This window comes from Emticicia aquatica, assembly GCF_923079645.1.
GTDB lineage: Bacteria > Bacteroidota > Bacteroidia > Cytophagales > Spirosomataceae > Emticicia > Emticicia aquatica.
Genome location: NZ_CAKLPY010000002.1, coordinates 1,595,466 through 1,611,957 on the forward strand (window position 1 = coordinate 1,595,466; position 16,492 = coordinate 1,611,957).

The following is a 16,492-nucleotide window of genomic DNA, read 5'->3' on the forward strand; positions in this document are numbered from 1 at the left end:
AAAACTATTTTTTGAACTTCAAGACCAAATTTGGCTGTATGGCGTGTTGGTTATTTGATTTATCCCAAATCGCAAATCCAAACTGTTGGTCTTTTAGGCTTGAAAAATCAACGTCTTGTTTTAATACATCAGATGTTTTCAATAAACGTTTGTATTCAACAACCCAACCAGCACCAGTATGAACTGCTGCACATGTAATATCGGCTCTTCCACCAATTAAAGGTGACGCAATAAAACTTGGGATTGCTTTTGGCCCTACGCCGCCTGTTACGGCATCACCAACTCTTTGAAAATCAGTACCAACCGTTGGGTCAATCGTGCCACCATTATAAGTTAGCACTCCAGTTGAACTAACAGCCGTAACTTTCACTGCTTTTCCACCAGCCAAAGTATCAGCAGCAAGAATATAGTTATAATTAGTTGCCGTAGGAATTAACCACATTGGAACTGTAACGGAAGCACCTTTTCCATCTATTTTCAATGATTGTCTGTTATTAAATGACCCTTGTGCTTGGGTTGTGGTGTAAGTTGGTCTATTAGGCCATGTGCTAGAAGTTCCAGATACGACAATGCCATCTACGTGTCTTCCATTACCATTACCGCCAGTTAAGTTAGTAACTCCTGGGCCACCAGCCCAGTCTTGATAATTATCATCCATTTGGTTAAATACTAAATCCTTGCTTAAATGTCCCCACCACATATCAATTTTTTCATTGGCTCCATTGGTATAGTGATTACCACTTCCAGCGTTAGATTTATAAACTGCAGGTGTTAGCGAATAATCAGTATAAGGAGTAAAAACATGACAACTCGCATAGCAAGTTTGAGTTGTAAATTTTGGAGTAGAGAAATCAATATTCCATAACATTGCCATTTTGTCTTCACCAAAGTCTGTTCTTGTCAAAACACCATTTCCATCAAAGGTTCTACTGGAAGGTTCTTGAGCCCAAAGATTTGTTTTTGGATTAAAATACCAAGGTGTAATATTTACGCTTTTGGTGTTATCTGCGTATTCTGCTAAAAAATATATATACTTATCATCATACATCGAACGTATTGATGTAGGATAACTATCACCAATATATCCACTAAAAAGTGCATTGCCTGGGTCTGGTACAACCAAGTTAAATTTTAGTTTGGTTGCGTTATCCCACATTGGCTCAATAGTGCCATCGATTGTAGGAGAAGTGGAAACCTTAATAGAAGTAAGGTCAGTAGAAGCATTTGTTTGAAGTGTATCTAACACTTGATCATCTTTTGTACAACTGATGTCGTAAAAAACAGCTAACACGAAAGCTGTTATTACCCACGGGTACTTTGTCTTAAAAAGTTTCATAAAAACTTATTTTAGGTAAGAAATAATACTGCTTGAAATCGAAAGCAATTTCGGGTCAGTACAAAAACTAAAATATGATGAAACCACTTGGAGTAATATGACTTAAAACATAAGTTTTAAATTAATGTAATAAAAAAAGAGTTAGATTAACAAAAATCCGAATTTCACTGAGACTTTAGTATGAATGTAGTTTTAAAACTAATCGGTATATATTTTTTCAGGATGAGTCAAAGATAGAAAAGTAAAAAAAAATACTAGTTGGTAGTTGTTTACCCGCTCTTTGGGACTTTAAATTACAACACCCTAAACATAAACATCCCCAATTTAGAGATTTAGAAATCTTGATTGAAAAAAAGAAATCAGAGGCAAAAAAACTATTAATTGCATTAGAGGATGAAAAGAAAATTTTTCATTAACCGATTTTGAAAAAGGATTACAAACAAAAAATGAATCTAAATCAGTTTTTGTTTTTTTAGATTTGCTAATCGCAAAACTTACAGAAGAGAATAGAATTGGGAATGCAGATGTTTATAAAGATTTAAAACGATTTCTTAGTCGATTTCGGAATGAAAAAGATATGGGATTTGCTGAAATTGACGAGTTATTTTTGAGAAAAATAGAACAAGATTGTAGAAATAGGGGAATGTCTGAAGTTTCGAAGAGTACATATTTTCGTACTCTTCATGCCTTATATAATAAAGCTATTACAGAAAAGTATGCTAAGCAAATAAACTATCCTTTTTCAGATTTTAAAATTTCTAAATTTAATACTAAAACCGAAAATCGTGCGATTTATTGGGAAGATATACAAAAAATTATAAATTTAGATATTCCAAAAGAATCAGATTTATACGATACTCAGCAATTGTTTATTTTTAGTTATTTTGCTTGGGTATTAATTTTGCTGATATAGCTACGTTGGAATGATCTGACCTTAAAAATAATGTTTTGAAATATATCCGTTCAAAAAATGATAGGTTATATACTATTCCATTAATAGCAGAAGCAATAAATATAATAGATTATTATCGACAATATCGAAGAGATAATTATATTTTTCCAATCCTTTATAAGAAACGTCATCAGACAGCTACATCTATTTATAACCGAATAAAGAAAATAAATCGTGAGGTAAATACTAATCTTAAAGAGATAGCCTCAATGATTGGTATTGATGCAGATATTACATTTTATGTAGCTCGGCATACATTTGCCACAGTTTTAAAGAGAAAAGGCTTACCAACTCCAGTCATTCAAGAAATGATGGGTCACGATTCTGAAAAAACTACTCAGATTTATTTAGATGATTTTGATAATGAAGTGCTTTATGATGCTTCAAAAATGCTAGTAAATTAAAGTTAGATAAACATATTGAATTTCAATCCTTATTCTTTTGGAAGGTGATCTTATAAAAAAGATGGTTATTGGGAAAATTATTGGTATAATGGGTTTCAATCCTTATTCTTTTGGAAGGTGTTCTTAAATCTAATTTCCAGTTTCTGTTGAAATATGCAAGTGAGAGTTTCAATCCTTATTCTTTTGGAAGGTGTTCTTAAATTTGTTAGAGTTTTTGTTAATTTCTATTTACTTTATTAGTTTCAATCCTTATTCTTTTGGAAGGTGTTCTTAAATGGTATTGGAATTTTGGTTGTAAATATTTTTTAATAATCTTTATTTCAATCCTTATTCTTTTGGAAGGTGTTCTTAAATAATATTAATACTAGAAGGGTTGCTGCCTATTCTGATTGTTTCAATCCTTATTCTTTTGGAAGGTGTTCTTAAATTTTTATGCAAGCAATTTCAAAGCACCGTTTTCTATAGTTTTAATCCTTATTCTTTTGGAAGGTGTTCTTAAATTTATTTTAATCGTTCTGACGGTGCTTTTTTAATCATTAGTTTCAATCCTTATTCTTTTGGAAGGTGTTCTTAAATTCCGCTATTAGATCTCACTTTATATGCACCATGCTTGTTTCAATCCTTATTATTTTGGAAGGTGTTCTTAAATATTATCTTTCAAAATAATTATGCGTTTACTACTTTCTTGTTTTCAATCCTTATTCTTTTGGAAGGTGTTCTTAAATTATTTTAGTCCCTTGATGTATCATTTTTTTATTTTTGTTTCAATCCTTATTCTTTTGGAAGGTGTTCTTAAATTTTGCCAAGTGGTCTTTCAGGGCTTTCAATTTTATTGTGTTTCAATCCTTATTCTTTTGGAAGGTGTTCTTAAATGGGTAGCAGTGCCAGGTGCATAACAGAAATCTTGCTGTTTCAATCCTTATTCTTTTGGAAGGTGTTCTTAAATAGATTGTGAGGATGTTGACCTTCTGATTTCTACTATGTTTCAATCCTTATTCTTTTGGAAGGTGTTCTTAAATTTGAGTGTTCAATAAAAACGGAATTGAAATATTGCTCGTTTCAATCCTTATTCTTTTGGAAGGTGTTCTTAAATCTTGAATATCGTTGATAACCTTTCCAAGTTGTCCACGTTTCAATCCTTATTCTTTTGGAAGGTGTTCTTAAATTATGTCAGATGTTTTTGAGTTTACATCGACCAGCAAGTTTCAATCCTTATTCTTTTGGAAGGTGTTCTTAAATGCGAATATCTTTAGCCTCTTTAGTTGTAGATAAATTGTTTCAATCCTTATTCTTTTGGAAGGTGTTCTTAAATAACCTTCTTACTTTTGACATACACAAACGGGCAACGTTTCAATCCTTATTCTTTTGGAAGGTGTTCTTAAATTTGAAAGCGGTGAAGGTAAGCACTTAGAAGGTTTTGGTTTCAATCCTTATTCTTTTGGAAGGTGTTCTTAAATTAATATCCGCACGTTTCGGCCACTCTACATCAGGCGGTTTCAATCCTTATTCTTTTGGAAGGTGTTCTTAAATCTGACTTGTTTGATTATACTCCAGTTGAGACAATAAAGTTTCAATCCTTATTCTTTTGGAAGGTGTTCTTAAATGTAAAGATGCTGAATTGTTGGTTGCTCAAACTGATGGTTTCAATCCTTATTCTTTTGGAAGGTGTTCTTAAATAGTACGAGTTTGATGGTCATACTACAAATGACGTTTGTTTCAATCCTTATTCTTTTGGAAGGTGTTCTTAAATATAATCATTATAGATTATGTTCATTATTGCATGACTGGTTTCAATCCTTATTCTTTTGGAAGGTGTTCTTAAATATGTGTAAAGCGTTTTTAAATCCTGCTCGCTTTGCATGTTTCAATCCTTATTCTTTTGGAAGGTGTTCTTAAATAATAATTCCACTGGTCAAATGAGCAGTCGAGTTTTGGTTTCAATCCTTATTCTTTTGGAAGGTGTTCTTAAATTTTTTCATGTTTAGTTAGTATAAGTTCTTTAATCTTTTGTTTCAATCCTTATTCTTTTGGAAGGTGTTCTTAAATAATGCGTAACACCTTCGCCATCAACTACATCATTTATGGTTTCAATCCTTATTCTTTTGGAAGGTGTTCTTAAATTTGCAACTACAACGGAAGAATTTGCCTATTTGCACGCTAGTTTCAATCCTTATTCTTTTGGAAGGTGTTCTTAAATTTCGGGTAAAGAATTGAGAGGAACTATAAAGTATATCCTGTTTCAATCCTTATTCTTTTGGAAGGTGTTCTTAAATAGTATAAAACTATTAACTAAACAATGAATATAACACCGTTTCAATCCTTATTCTTTTGGAAGGTGTTCTTAAATATTCCTGTGTCTTTTGCTTACTTTGCTCGGTGTCAAGTTTCAATCCTTATTCTTTTGGAAGGTGTTCTTAAATTCAAAATTCGATGGCATGAATATTCGGGGAATGAGAGTTTCAATCCTTATTCTTTTGGAAGGTGTTCTTAAATTGTTGTGTTTCACTCGCACCCGACAAGCTTAGGGTGTTTCAATCCTTATTCTTTTGGAAGGTGTTCTTAAATTTACAGAAAAAAAATACAATGATAATGTAGCTTTCTTGTTTCAATCCTTATTCTTTTGGAAGGTGTTCTTAAATTACTACCCGTTTCCAGCTTAAAGCTACTAAGTCCGTGTTTCAATCCTTATTCTTTTGGAAGGTGTTCTTAAATCTAATGTTGAGCAACTTACTTACGTCGAAAGATACTTGTTTCAATCCTTATTCTTTTGGAAGGTGTTCTTAAATAGCCTAGACTATACCTAGAAATAGCCCTAGAAAATACCGTTTCAATCCTTATTCTTTTGGAAGGTGTTCTTAAATAATTCTCGGTTTTGTTCGACGGTTTGGGCTATTTTCTGTTTCAATCCTTATTCTTTTGGAAGGTGTTCTTAAATTTCTATTTTAGTAGAAAAGCGAATATTCTAAAATAAGTTTCAATCCTTATTCTTTTGGAAGGTGTTCTTAAATTTGATTGGTTTTTTCGGGTGTGCCACTAAGTGAAAGTTTCAATCCTTATTCTTTTGGAAGGTGTTCTTAAATCTTTTTAATGTTTAATTTATATGCAAATGTAAGAAAGTTTCAATCCTTATTCTTTTGGAAGGTGTTCTTAAATATAGCGGAAGATGAAAGATACAGCTTATCCTGTTCGGTTTCAATCCTTATTCTTTTGGAAGGTGTTCTTAAATAGTGTGCAATCTTTTTTTAGTGCATTGCCTAGTGTTCTGTTTCAATCCTTATTCTTTTGGAAGGTGTTCTTAAATAGACCCGATAACAGACGAACAGCTAATTGAATACTTGTTTCAATCCTTATTCTTTTGGAAGGTGTTCTTAAATAGGATGAACAAAAAATCATTGAAATTGCGGGTTATAGTTTCAATCCTTATTCTTTTGGAAGGTGTTCTTAAATGCCCAACCAATGGGAGATTATTCGTTTTCCTGCATGTTTCAATCCTTATTCTTTTGGAAGGTGTTCTTAAATATTCCCCGTTAGAACTTGTTTCAAGCAATATTAATGGTTTCAATCCTTATTCTTTTGGAAGGTGTTCTTAAATAATTATTGGTAAAAAAGGATTAGAAGATGACTTTTTGTTTCAATCCTTATTCTTTTGGAAGGTGTTCTTAAATCAATGCAGCCCTAACAAAAGCTAAATTAATTTGGGAGTTTCAATCCTTATTCTTTTGGAAGGTGTTCTTAAATTGTTCTGTTTGACATGATTTTGTGATTGATTGCGTTAGTTTCAATCCTTATTCTTTTGGAAGGTGTTCTTAAATATGTGCCTGAATCTGCAAAAGTTGTGGTTGAAAGTTGTTTCAATCCTTATTCTTTTGGAAGGTGTTCTTAAATTATGTTTTTTTGCTAGCGAAGGGAGCTTTTTGATTTGTTTCAATCCTTATTCTTTTGGAAGGTGTTCTTAAATACTATTAGTTTTCAAAAACCCAGTCCCATAGTTGCGTTTCAATCCTTATTCTTTTGGAAGGTGTTCTTAAATTTGCTGAGCTTTATGGAAAAAACTAACTGATTTTTGTTTCAATCCTTATTCTTTTGGAAGGTGTTCTTAAATATTTGCAGGGACTGAGAGTGAAACTCAAGAAGATTGTAGAGTTTCAATCCTTATTCTTTTGGAAGGTGTTCTTAAATATCCAAATCTTGTTTTCATTTTCAATTTGTTTTGTGTTTCAATCCTTATTCTTTTGGAAGGTGTTCTTAAATTGGCACGCTGCTATCACTAATCAACCGTCGTTCCCTAAGTTTCAATCCTTATTCTTTTGGAAGGTGTTCTTAAATACTCAACCGCAATCTTATTTACTTCAGCAATAGTCAGTTTCAATCCTTATTCTTTTGGAAGGTGTTCTTAAATTGATGAATCTGCGTTTCAAAAAAGAAGTTTTTTTTCGTTTCAATCCTTATTCTTTTGGAAGGTGTTCTTAAATCGTTGTTTGTGTTCCCATTTGTTCTAGTTTTTGTTTGTTTCAATCCTTATTCTTTTGGAAGGTGTTCTTAAATTTTTTATTGGTTTTTGGATGTAGTATTGGGTTTTCTGTTTCAATCCTTATTCTTTTGGAAGGTGTTCTTAAATTTTCGCAGCACTTTCAGCCCCAGCCCCATACTGATTGTTTCAATCCTTATTCTTTTGGAAGGTGTTCTTAAATTTGATGCAGTACTAAACAATGAAGCCGATTATAATAAGTTTCAATCCTTATTCTTTTGGAAGGTGTTCTTAAATAACCTCATCACGTATCACAACCATATCAGTACATTTTGTTTCAATCCTTATTCTTTTGGAAGGTGTTCTTAAATCTTTTTACGGCCAGTTCTTTTTTTGCCACCTAGATTGTTTCAATCCTTATTCTTTTGGAAGGTGTTCTTAAATGTGGCCACCTGTGGGTAAAACTTTTTGGCGTTGTCAGTTTCAATCCTTATTCTTTTGGAAGGTGTTCTTAAATTGCTAGTTCGTCAAGATTTACGATTAGGTTTGAACAGTTTCAATCCTTATTCTTTTGGAAGGTGTTCTTAAATCAAAAGGAAAATCTGAAAAAGAAGGGCATGAAGAAGGTTTCAATCCTTATTCTTTTGGAAGGTGTTCTTAAATACCCAACCAAATTAAGCCCGTTTGTAATGGCATATCTTGTTTCAATCCTTATTCTTTTGGAAGGTGTTCTTAAATTGTTTGGAAAGTACATACCCTACATTTCATAGTAGATAGTTTCAATCCTTATTCTTTTGGAAGGTGTTCTTAAATTATATCAGTCTTGTAGCTTTCGTAGCTATTGTCTTTGTTTCAATCCTTATTCTTTTGGAAGGTGTTCTTAAATATTCTCGGTTTTGTTCGACGGTTTGGGCTATTTTTTGTTTCAATCCTTATTCTTTTGGAAGGTGTTCTTAAATAATCGTCGAAGCAGTCGCTATAATCATACTGCCGTTGTTTCAATCCTTATTCTTTTGGAAGGTGTTCTTAAATCTTCTTCACCAAGTATGCAAGCCCACTCAAGCGGATGGTTTCAATCCTTATTCTTTTGGAAGGTGTTCTTAAATCTTCCTGACCCCGATAAGTATTGATTTCATTGATTCTGTTTCAATCCTTATTCTTTTGGAAGGTGTTCTTAAATTTAATGGAATTATAGTGGTACATATTTTTAACAATGTTTCAATCCTTATTCTTTTGGAAGGTGTTCTTAAATCGCACCCATTTTTTTAAATGAAAATTCCATCGTATAGTTTCAATCCTTATTCTTTTGGAAGGTGTTCTTAAATAACCTCATCACGTATCACAACCATATCAGTAAATTTGTTTCAATCCTTATTCTTTTGGAAGGTGTTCTTAAATAATGAGAAAACTTTATGAAAAGGGGAAAAATCTTAAGTTTCAATCCTTATTCTTTTGGAAGGTGTTCTTAAATATCAAAATCTCTCGATGTTGCTTCGTGTCGTGATCAGTTTCAATCCTTATTCTTTTGGAAGGTGTTCTTAAATAATGTAAATATTCAACAGAAAAAAGGTGTTTGGTACTGTTTCAATCCTTATTCTTTTGGAAGGTGTTCTTAAATATAATTATGCACCTTGTGTAGAAATTGATAAATTAGTTTCAATCCTTATTCTTTTGGAAGGTGTTCTTAAATAATGACACCCTGTTTGGCACAATTTTCATACTATTATGTTTCAATCCTTATTCTTTTGGAAGGTGTTCTTAAATATCTACTCCTTCTTGTAGGTATATAACTTTAGAGTCGTTTCAATCCTTATTCTTTTGGAAGGTGTTCTTAAATTAAATCTCAAAAGAAACAAAATAAAGAAGGATATTTGTTTCAATCCTTATTCTTTTGGAAGGTGTTCTTAAATCACCATAATCAGTGCCATTATTAGGGTTAGTAGTGGGTTTCAATCCTTATTCTTTTGGAAGGTGTTCTTAAATTCCAAGTGTGAAATGTTATATAATAATGTATTATGTGTTTCAATCCTTATTCTTTTGGAAGGTGTTCTTAAATTTTAAATCTAATGTATCAAGACAAAAAGTATGTGTGTCGGTTTCAATCCTTATTCTTTTGGAAGGTGTTCTTAAATCCGTTGGTTTGACTAATTGCCTGATAATCAATGAGTTGAAGCCACTTTATATATGTTCTTTTTTCTGTTTTTAGTACGTCAAAGAACTCTTTTTGGCTTGTTTTCTGATATTTTCCGTAAATATAAAACATTGACTACCAGCGATTTACAACGCCATTTTTAATTGACAAAAATAAATTAATACTCGGAACTAAAATTATTGGGTACAAATATTCCTATATGTGCAAGTTAAGCATCTTTGCTTGTATTTTGTAGCTTTAGGATACAAATTTTTATCAATCATTGATACTATCTCTCTGGCATATTCTTTCACCAATTGTTTGTCTGAATCTTTAATTTCAACATCAATCAATTTGTTATTACTTCTCGTATAAACCAAAAAACCTTTTTCAACTTTACAACCGAAATTTTCTTCAATTAACCATGCGTAACAGTATAATTGTGTTTTATATGTTTCATAAGTTTTTTCATCATATTGAGCAAATTTATAATCTAATGGCGACATTGTTCCGTTTTCTAATTTGACTACTTCGTCAATTCTTCCTCTCAATAAATCACTTGTTAGATATTGGTCATTATATCGTTCTACCACCCCTATACGTCGTCGTAAATAGTCTTTATTTTGTTCTAATTTTTTATCGTGTACTTCTCGCCCTCTTTGTACTTTATAATGACGGTCTTCGTATTGCGGAATCGCCAAAACATACTCAAAAAAAGTAAATCTTGGACAATACAAGTATTCAATAATATGTGAAGGTGTAATTGTCATTTTTATAAAAACAATGCGTTTACTTCATCTGTAATCAATTTTTTATCAAATGCCTGACCCAATAACACCGTTTCTTGCAATTCATTTTTTGACATTGGGAAAATATAAACAGAATCGCTTTCCTCATTAATCAATTCCTCAATTTGAAGTTGTAAAGTATCTTTTCTACTTTTATCAAGCGTACCTAAAAACACTGAAAACTGCACCCGATAAAGCCCTGCTTGTTTACAAACTTTGGCTACCTTCGTGCGAGCTTTATCATTCTCAATATCGTACATTACCCATGCAATCATTGTTATAATTCAATAGAATCGGGTTCAACATCTTTTTCAATTAATTCATTGGCAAAAACATGAGCTTCCTGCTGCATGGCATTAGCCCTTGTTTGATTACGCCCTCGATAACGAATATTATCTCCCTCCAAATAATCGAGTAAGGCATTGACTAATAATTCTTTCCCCTCTTTATTCAGACTAACTCCGTTTGTTATTTCGTCAACGTGAGATTTATTAACTTTTTTTGCCGTAAATAGTCTAAAAATGGGTATTTCTACAAAAGTTCTGTAAGGCTCAATAAAATCAAAAACCATACTTTTTTGGTTGTAATCGTCACGGTGAAGAAAACCCACATAAGGGTCAAGCCCTGCAATCATCAAACACTTCTCAACTCTTGTGTATAAAATACCGTAGCCATAATTTAGAAATGCATTGAAAATATCTTTAGCTGGACGCATACTTCGACCACTAAATTTATATTGTTCGGGCATCACATGGTTTATTGTTTCAAAAAACAACCTTCCTGCCGTTCCTTCCAAACCTCTAATAGTTTCGGCAAAATCCGCCACTTGTTCACCCTTCAAATTGCCAACCGACACAATTAAGTTTTCAATTCGAGTAATTTTATCATTCAGATAATCAGACATTTGCGGACGATGCTTCTTCAAATCTTTGATGAACTCCAATTGATTCGTCATTTTATCGGAAATCCATTTTATTGTATAATTTACCGCTTCTTTGCCCAAACTTGCTTCGAGTTGTCGCTTACGGATGCGAGTTGTACTACCCAGTTTGCTATGCCAAATCCTCCCCATTGGATGCCCGTTGGCATGAGTAAAGATAATATCAATATTGTTTTTCAATGCCAAACGCACAGCATCGGTGCTAAGTGCTGCCGAAGTTGCCATCACAAAAGAGCTAACTTTGTGAGCAGCCAACAGCGTAACCTTTGGTGGGCTATCTTTCACAGGCACACGAATTTCAAACATATCATCTTTGATATGTAGATACGTGCCATAAGTGTTTAGAAAGATTTGCATCGGAGTAAATTTTAAGAAATCAAATTTGGAATCTTGTAATGAACATCTTCATAATCCTTAATCAACAATAAAGCAGTCTGTAATTCTTTACCTGCTGGACTATCAATATTAGGCGATAAATCGAACTGAATATTTACCCATTTCAACATTGCCTCATAATCTTTATCTGTTTTTATTGGTTCTAAATTCATTTTTCATGCCTTTTTTAGAATAGATAACTCATTATTATTCTTTTTACCTAAACCGCTTCAATACTCCCAAAACCACGAGCAACTGACTTACCAATACCAATAAAAGAAGGCAAAATGGCATTAGTCACAAAATCTGCTTGAAAAGCAATCATTGCTTTATCCTTAAACTTCGTTTCTTTCTCCGATACATTTTGTAGCATTCCCATTACTTGCCCATCAACCCAATAATTCATGGCTTTATAGTAGCTCAAAATATTATTTTGAAGCAAAACGTTCAACTGTTTTTGGCGTTCGGCTGGACTGTTATTCAAATACTTTTGGTGATTTTCTTGGTTCAATGCCATCCAAAGTGTTTGAAAACGATACGAATGTAACTCTGACGAAAGTCCAATTTCTATGTTTTTTGATTCAATATTTTTTTGTTGAATTTCGTAAGTTCTGTCTTCAATTTGCAGGGTTTTTATCTTTAAAAATAGATTTATCAATAACTCTGCACCTTCGTTTAAGCCAACCAAAGTCGGAATATTTTTCAAAACCTTGTATTGCACCAACGGATACCTGTATGCCGACTCGCCCGACTCCAAATGATTATGCAACAGCGAAGAATGTTCTTTAAAAATATTACCAAAATAGCCCCGCAATTTATGGGCATCTCTCGTAGCAAGCTGAATCTCTGGAAAACGTATGATTGTTTGGTGAATGGTTTGCATGGGGTTTAGAAAAATCTTGAATGCTCTTTATTTTCGTTGGTTCTTATAAAGCCAGTAACTACATTGTAAAAATCCTCTAATTCGTTGTTAGGGACAAGATAAATTCCCTCACAAACTAAATATCTATCCGATTTAAGTAAATCTTTAGCTTTAGGTAAATGGCTTGGAACTGTAATAATATGTTGGTGAAAGTCTTTTTTATAAGGAGAGAATTCTTCTTGTGAAATCTCTTTAGTTATCATTTTAATAAATAAAACCTTGTATTTAACTGACATTTCATCAATTTCGATAAAAACAGAAAGTGCTGGGAATTTTTCATCAATTACTTTAAAAGAAGAAACTGCAATATCTGTCTTAGGCTCTTGGGAATCATATTTTAAAGTTTTCATTGCATCAAATATCTTGCGGGAATCTATAAACGATTTATCTCCAGCAACGTTTGAAAAATACTCTTCAATAACATCTAAATAATTATCTTCTAAAATTTCAGTGTTTTTTTCTAATAATAGTCTTGCTTGCTGTTGAGTAACGACATCATAAATTTTCTTACAATCGCCAAAATCAATGATATATAGGGGTGAATAATTTTTGTTAGGGTTATTATTGCGGTTAATTCTACCAGCTACTTGGATAATGGAATCCATTGGGCTTAAATCTCGAAAACCCATGTCAAAATCTAAATCAACCCCAGCTTCTACACATTGGGTGGATACTAAAATTGGCTTTAATCCTACTCCTAAATCAGATTTAATATCATCAATAATTCCCTGTCTTCTTGCAGGGATAATATTTGTTGAGAGGTAATAAACTGGATTTATAGTTTCATCAACTAACTCAAAAATAAGGTTATAGACATCCAATGAACGTTTAACAGTATTACAAACTATGATACATGATTTTTCATCTGACCATTTATGTATAAATATTTGTTCTATAAAATCGTTTTCATCTTCTATTTTCTGACTAATTAATGAAACTATTTTTGTTCTTTTAAAACATTGGAAGATTTCCCAATAGTCTGGAAGTAATTCTATACTTTTCGCTTCTTCCCCTTCATTTTTTAGAATTTCTTGATTAGCTAATTCATAAATTTTAGGCTTCGTTGCCGTCATTAGAACAATTCGGGTATTTAAGAATTTGGCAAGATAAAATAAGGAAGCACCAATTAACGGCAATTGTCCCAAACGAATAGTTTGAACTTCATCAAGAATAATAATTGAACCTGCAAAATGATTGAATTTTTTGAGTAGCTTATTTCGATTACCAATAAGCGTTTGAAGAAACTGGACAAAAGTAGTAATAACAATATCGCACTGCCAAGTGTCGAGTGTCATCATTTTTTGATTATAATTACTTGTTTCATTCTTAGAAGTTTGTTCTAAAGCATCTGCATACTGATAGTGGGCTAAAAGATTTATGTTTTCGCCTTCAAAAACCTCATTATATACTTGTAATGATTGTTCAATGATATTAATAAAAGGTAAAGCATAAATTATTTGGGCTTCTCTTTGCTCTGTTTGCCTAATTTTCTCTCTCAATTTTAAGCCAAAATCAAGAGCCATTAAGGTTTTTCCAAGACCTGTGGGGGCTGTGAGTGTAAAAAGTTTATGCTCCTGCCAATCTTGACGTTTAAGATATTGATTAACCCTTAAACGTCCATAACTACGAAGTTCATTTTGAGAAAATGTATTTATATCTTGATTATCTGATAGTTGTGAAAATATCAGAGGACGATATTTATCTACTAAATGTGTAGGAATTAGTGCTTTGTGGTAAAACTTTGTGTCTGACGCATCTAATTTATCCGCTTCAATCAAAAGGGAAAATAGATAATTGATAAGAAAGTAGTTTTGGATGTTGGGTTCTTGTATTACCTTTTTGGTTGTTTTGTAGAAAAGTTTTCCATCTGGGGTAGTTAAATGTTTTTCTAAATCCTCTTCACCCAATTCCTTTTTTATTAAAGTTAAAGAATCAGCTAAAGTTATTTTTTGTTTGTTGAAATAACCTTCATTTGCTTGTGCATCTATTTTCTTTGAAAATTCATTGCCACTAATATCATCCAAATTAAGATGGTGATTTACAACAATATAATATAAAAACAAAGCTGTAATTGTGTCTTTATCCTTATACTTTTGAAAAATTACATAAGACCCAAATCGTGCATGAGCTTTTAAAAAACTATCAATTTTATCATTCGTTAATAAATATTTTTGGAAGTACTCCGAATATTTTCCGAGGTCGTGATAGCGACAAATATCCTCTATTAAGTTTTTTAGTTCTTGACTTTCTATTGAAAAAGAAATAGACGGCTCAAACGAAATCAAGGCATTGTGAACAACGCCTTGATTATGTGTTTGTATTGTCTTTACCCCTTTTTTAGACCCATCAGGCAAGGTTATGCTGTGCGAATAGAAAATCATTAATCTAAAAATTGAATAGTTTGAGTTACTAATTGATTTTTTAAAATAAATACTTTACCTGAGACTTTTACCTTTAAAGGAAGACCAGCAGTCGTATAAAGAACTCTGTTCATTTTTGAGAGTTCTCGATTATTATTTGCTACAAAATCTGCTGGAAGAAGTTCTTCTTCAATAAAACTCATTAATTTTTCGTCTTTTTCAAAACTAATTTCATCAACTAACTCAGAATTTACAGCAGAATCAAATTCAAAAAACTCTTTATCAGCTTGTTTCTCAGTTACTTGAATATCCTCATAACAAACGATTCGATTAATAAAAGCATTAAAATTTGCTGTACCTAATGTTACAGCGTAAACCTGATTATTATCTAATAATGCACCTTTTAAGGCTTGAAATGTCTCTTTTCCAGTTGTGTTGCAGGCAACAAAAATTCGGTAACAAACATCATCTTTTTGTAAATCTAACCCCGTGACGACTTCAAATGGTGTTTGAATAGAATTGCCTGCCATTCCTCTAAAATCGGATTCAAAAGATTTCTTGAAGTCTCCTAAACTTTTAACAGATAAGAGATTGAGCCTGTGAAAATTCTTTTTAATTGGGGTTCTTATTGCAATCCCAATCAAGATTTTATCCGATGAAAACTCCTCATAATAACTATCTCTTGACCTCCCTAAAATTGCAGCCAATATCCCCATTACAGTGGTTCGTGGTGGTAAACTGTAAGTCAGAGCTGTATTATTGGCATAATACTTTCTAAAATGGGCAAACTTACCACTAATATCAAATTGAATGATTTCCATAGTTTACCCTAAATTTTATCATCTGTTAATTGGTTTTTAAAGATTACGTCCTTGATTGCTTTACCTTCTCCTTTATTATCTTGGAGTAACTTTATTAGTTTGTTTAAATCAACATTTACATCTTGGATTTTGCGAACATTTTCAGAAGGATTGGCAGAAATAAGGTTACGCAAATCGCCAAAATGACCATTCGAGAAGCCATCATTATATACAATTTCAACATATAACTTGGCATACTGATTAAGTTTTGAACGAGTTGGCATAGCCGAAATACTCTCCCAAATCATTTTACGAAATGTTGTTCTATCATCAACAGTTAATCCTGTCGATTTTGCAACGTGCTTATTAATAGTTCCATTAAATGCCAGCATTGAGTAATGAACACGATAATCTTTTCCAAATGTACTGCTATCATCGTTCATCGTTGTTACGATGGTATTAGAATCAACTAAATCAACTTTATGTAGAGAATAACCCCAATTTAATTGAATTGGGCCAGTGTATGCTTTTGAAAAGCCGCCAATAGCAAAAGCACTTCCAAACATTCTAATATCAATAAATTTCTGCTTAACTAATTGTTCAAGAATAAAACTATTCAATTCAAGGTTTTTCTTGTCTTGAAGAGCCTTGAAAATTGGTTCTGTTTCCTTCTTTTCTTTCATTATTTTTAAGAAAGATACCTTATGAGAGTTTTCACCAAAGAAAGTATCTATTTGCGATTCATCTGCTAAAATTCTATTGATTACCGCTTTTAACTTTGAGTCAGGACTTACTTTTGTGTCGCCTTCCATGTCCACAAATATTTCATTTCCTGTTGCTTTTAAATAATCTCTGATACTACGTTTAACTCTTGTATCTGTTACTAAATTAGTATCTGTATCATAATCCATTCTTGGCTTATTTTCTTGGTCAGGGTCGCCATTTGGATTACTAAGTGTAGCATCATAAATAAAAAGAAAGTCAGAATTTTCGTTGATAATGTTGTTATTTTCCAT

10 protein-coding genes, 2 pseudogenes and 1 CRISPR repeat array are annotated in these 16,492 nt (G+C 32.2%); of the genes and pseudogenes, 3 read left to right on the forward strand and 9 right to left on the reverse strand.

Annotation, left to right across the window (positions count from 1 at the left end; all coding sequences use genetic code 11):
- Positions 1-4: 4 nt before the first annotated feature.
- Positions 5-1,336, reverse strand: coding sequence for an ethylbenzene dehydrogenase-related protein (locus tag MJQ71_RS16355; RefSeq protein WP_238807761.1), 1,332 nt, complete (start codon positions 1,334-1,336; stop codon positions 5-7).
- Positions 1,337-1,587: 251 nt separating this feature from the next.
- Between MJQ71_RS16355 and MJQ71_RS20975 the strand changes: the two genes are divergently transcribed.
- From MJQ71_RS20975 to MJQ71_RS16365, 3 genes and pseudogenes are all read left to right on the forward strand, one after another.
- Positions 1,588-1,752, forward strand: coding sequence for a hypothetical protein (locus tag MJQ71_RS20975; RefSeq protein ID WP_374759623.1), 165 nt, complete (start codon positions 1,588-1,590; stop codon positions 1,750-1,752).
- A gap of 56 nt (positions 1,753-1,808) precedes the next feature.
- Positions 1,809-2,249, forward strand: a pseudogene (locus MJQ71_RS16360) (phage integrase SAM-like domain-containing protein); the annotation flags it as partial.
- 29 nt (positions 2,250-2,278) lie between these two features.
- A pseudogene (locus MJQ71_RS16365) lies at positions 2,279-2,692 on the forward strand (tyrosine-type recombinase/integrase); the annotation flags it as partial.
- A 19-nt stretch (positions 2,693-2,711) separates the two neighbouring features.
- Positions 2,712-9,292: a CRISPR direct-repeat array (repeat unit 37 nt; unit sequence GTTTCAATCCTTATTCTTTTGGAAGGTGTTCTTAAAT).
- A 196-nt stretch (positions 9,293-9,488) separates the two neighbouring features.
- Here MJQ71_RS16365 and cas4 read toward each other — a convergent pair.
- Genes cas4 through cas7b form a run of 8 tightly spaced genes read right to left on the reverse strand, consistent with a single transcriptional unit; the run spans position 9,489 to position 16,492 of the window.
- Positions 9,489-10,061, reverse strand: coding sequence for a CRISPR-associated protein Cas4 (cas4, locus tag MJQ71_RS16370; RefSeq protein ID WP_238807764.1), 573 nt, complete (start codon positions 10,059-10,061; stop codon positions 9,489-9,491).
- A gap of 2 nt (positions 10,062-10,063) precedes the next feature.
- On the reverse strand, positions 10,064-10,354 hold the full coding sequence (gene cas2 / locus MJQ71_RS16375; protein WP_238807765.1) for a CRISPR-associated endonuclease Cas2: 291 nt from the start codon (positions 10,352-10,354) through the stop codon (positions 10,064-10,066).
- 2 nt (positions 10,355-10,356) lie between these two features.
- Positions 10,357-11,376, reverse strand: coding sequence for a CRISPR-associated endonuclease Cas1 (cas1, locus tag MJQ71_RS16380; protein WP_238807767.1), 1,020 nt, complete (start codon positions 11,374-11,376; stop codon positions 10,357-10,359).
- Between the two features lie 11 nt (positions 11,377-11,387).
- Positions 11,388-11,567: a hypothetical protein gene (locus tag MJQ71_RS16385; protein ID WP_238807769.1), complete on the reverse strand. Its 180-nt coding sequence runs from the start codon at positions 11,565-11,567 to the stop codon at positions 11,388-11,390.
- A 47-nt stretch (positions 11,568-11,614) separates the two neighbouring features.
- The gene (locus tag MJQ71_RS16390) at positions 11,615-12,277 is read right to left on the reverse strand and encodes a CRISPR-associated endonuclease Cas6 (RefSeq protein ID WP_238807770.1); all 663 of its coding nucleotides are present in this window, start codon (positions 12,275-12,277) and stop codon (positions 11,615-11,617) included.
- 5 nt (positions 12,278-12,282) lie between these two features.
- A complete protein-coding gene (cas3, locus tag MJQ71_RS16395) occupies positions 12,283-14,670 on the reverse strand; it encodes a CRISPR-associated helicase Cas3' (protein WP_238807771.1) in 2,388 nt (795 codons plus the stop codon).
- 26 nt (positions 14,671-14,696) lie between these two features.
- Positions 14,697-15,497 carry a CRISPR-associated protein Cas5 gene (gene cas5 / locus MJQ71_RS16400; protein ID WP_238807772.1) on the reverse strand — a complete coding sequence of 267 codons (801 nt, stop codon included), beginning with the start codon at positions 15,495-15,497 and terminating at the stop codon, positions 14,697-14,699.
- Positions 15,498-15,505: 8 nt separating this feature from the next.
- Positions 15,506-16,492, reverse strand: coding sequence for a type I-B CRISPR-associated protein Cas7/Csh2 (gene cas7b, locus MJQ71_RS16405; RefSeq protein ID WP_238807773.1), 987 nt, complete (start codon positions 16,490-16,492; stop codon positions 15,506-15,508).

Coding starts and splice junctions, on each gene's coding strand:
- MJQ71_RS16385 (WP_238807769.1), bottom strand. CDS start 11,567: ATGAATTTAGAACCAATAAAAACAGATAAAGATTATGAGGCAATGTTG.
- cas2 (WP_238807765.1), bottom strand. CDS start 10,354: ATGATTGCATGGGTAATGTACGATATTGAGAATGATAAAGCTCGCACG.
- MJQ71_RS16390 (WP_238807770.1), bottom strand. CDS start 12,277: ATGCAAACCATTCACCAAACAATCATACGTTTTCCAGAGATTCAGCTT.
- cas7b (WP_238807773.1), bottom strand. CDS start 16,492: ATGGAAAATAACAACATTATCAACGAAAATTCTGACTTTCTTTTTATT.
- cas4 (WP_238807764.1), bottom strand. CDS start 10,061: ATGACAATTACACCTTCACATATTATTGAATACTTGTATTGTCCAAGA.
- cas1 (WP_238807767.1), bottom strand. CDS start 11,376: ATGCAAATCTTTCTAAACACTTATGGCACGTATCTACATATCAAAGAT.
- MJQ71_RS16355 (WP_238807761.1), bottom strand. CDS start 1,336: ATGAAACTTTTTAAGACAAAGTACCCGTGGGTAATAACAGCTTTCGTG.
- cas5 (WP_238807772.1), bottom strand. CDS start 15,497: ATGGAAATCATTCAATTTGATATTAGTGGTAAGTTTGCCCATTTTAGA.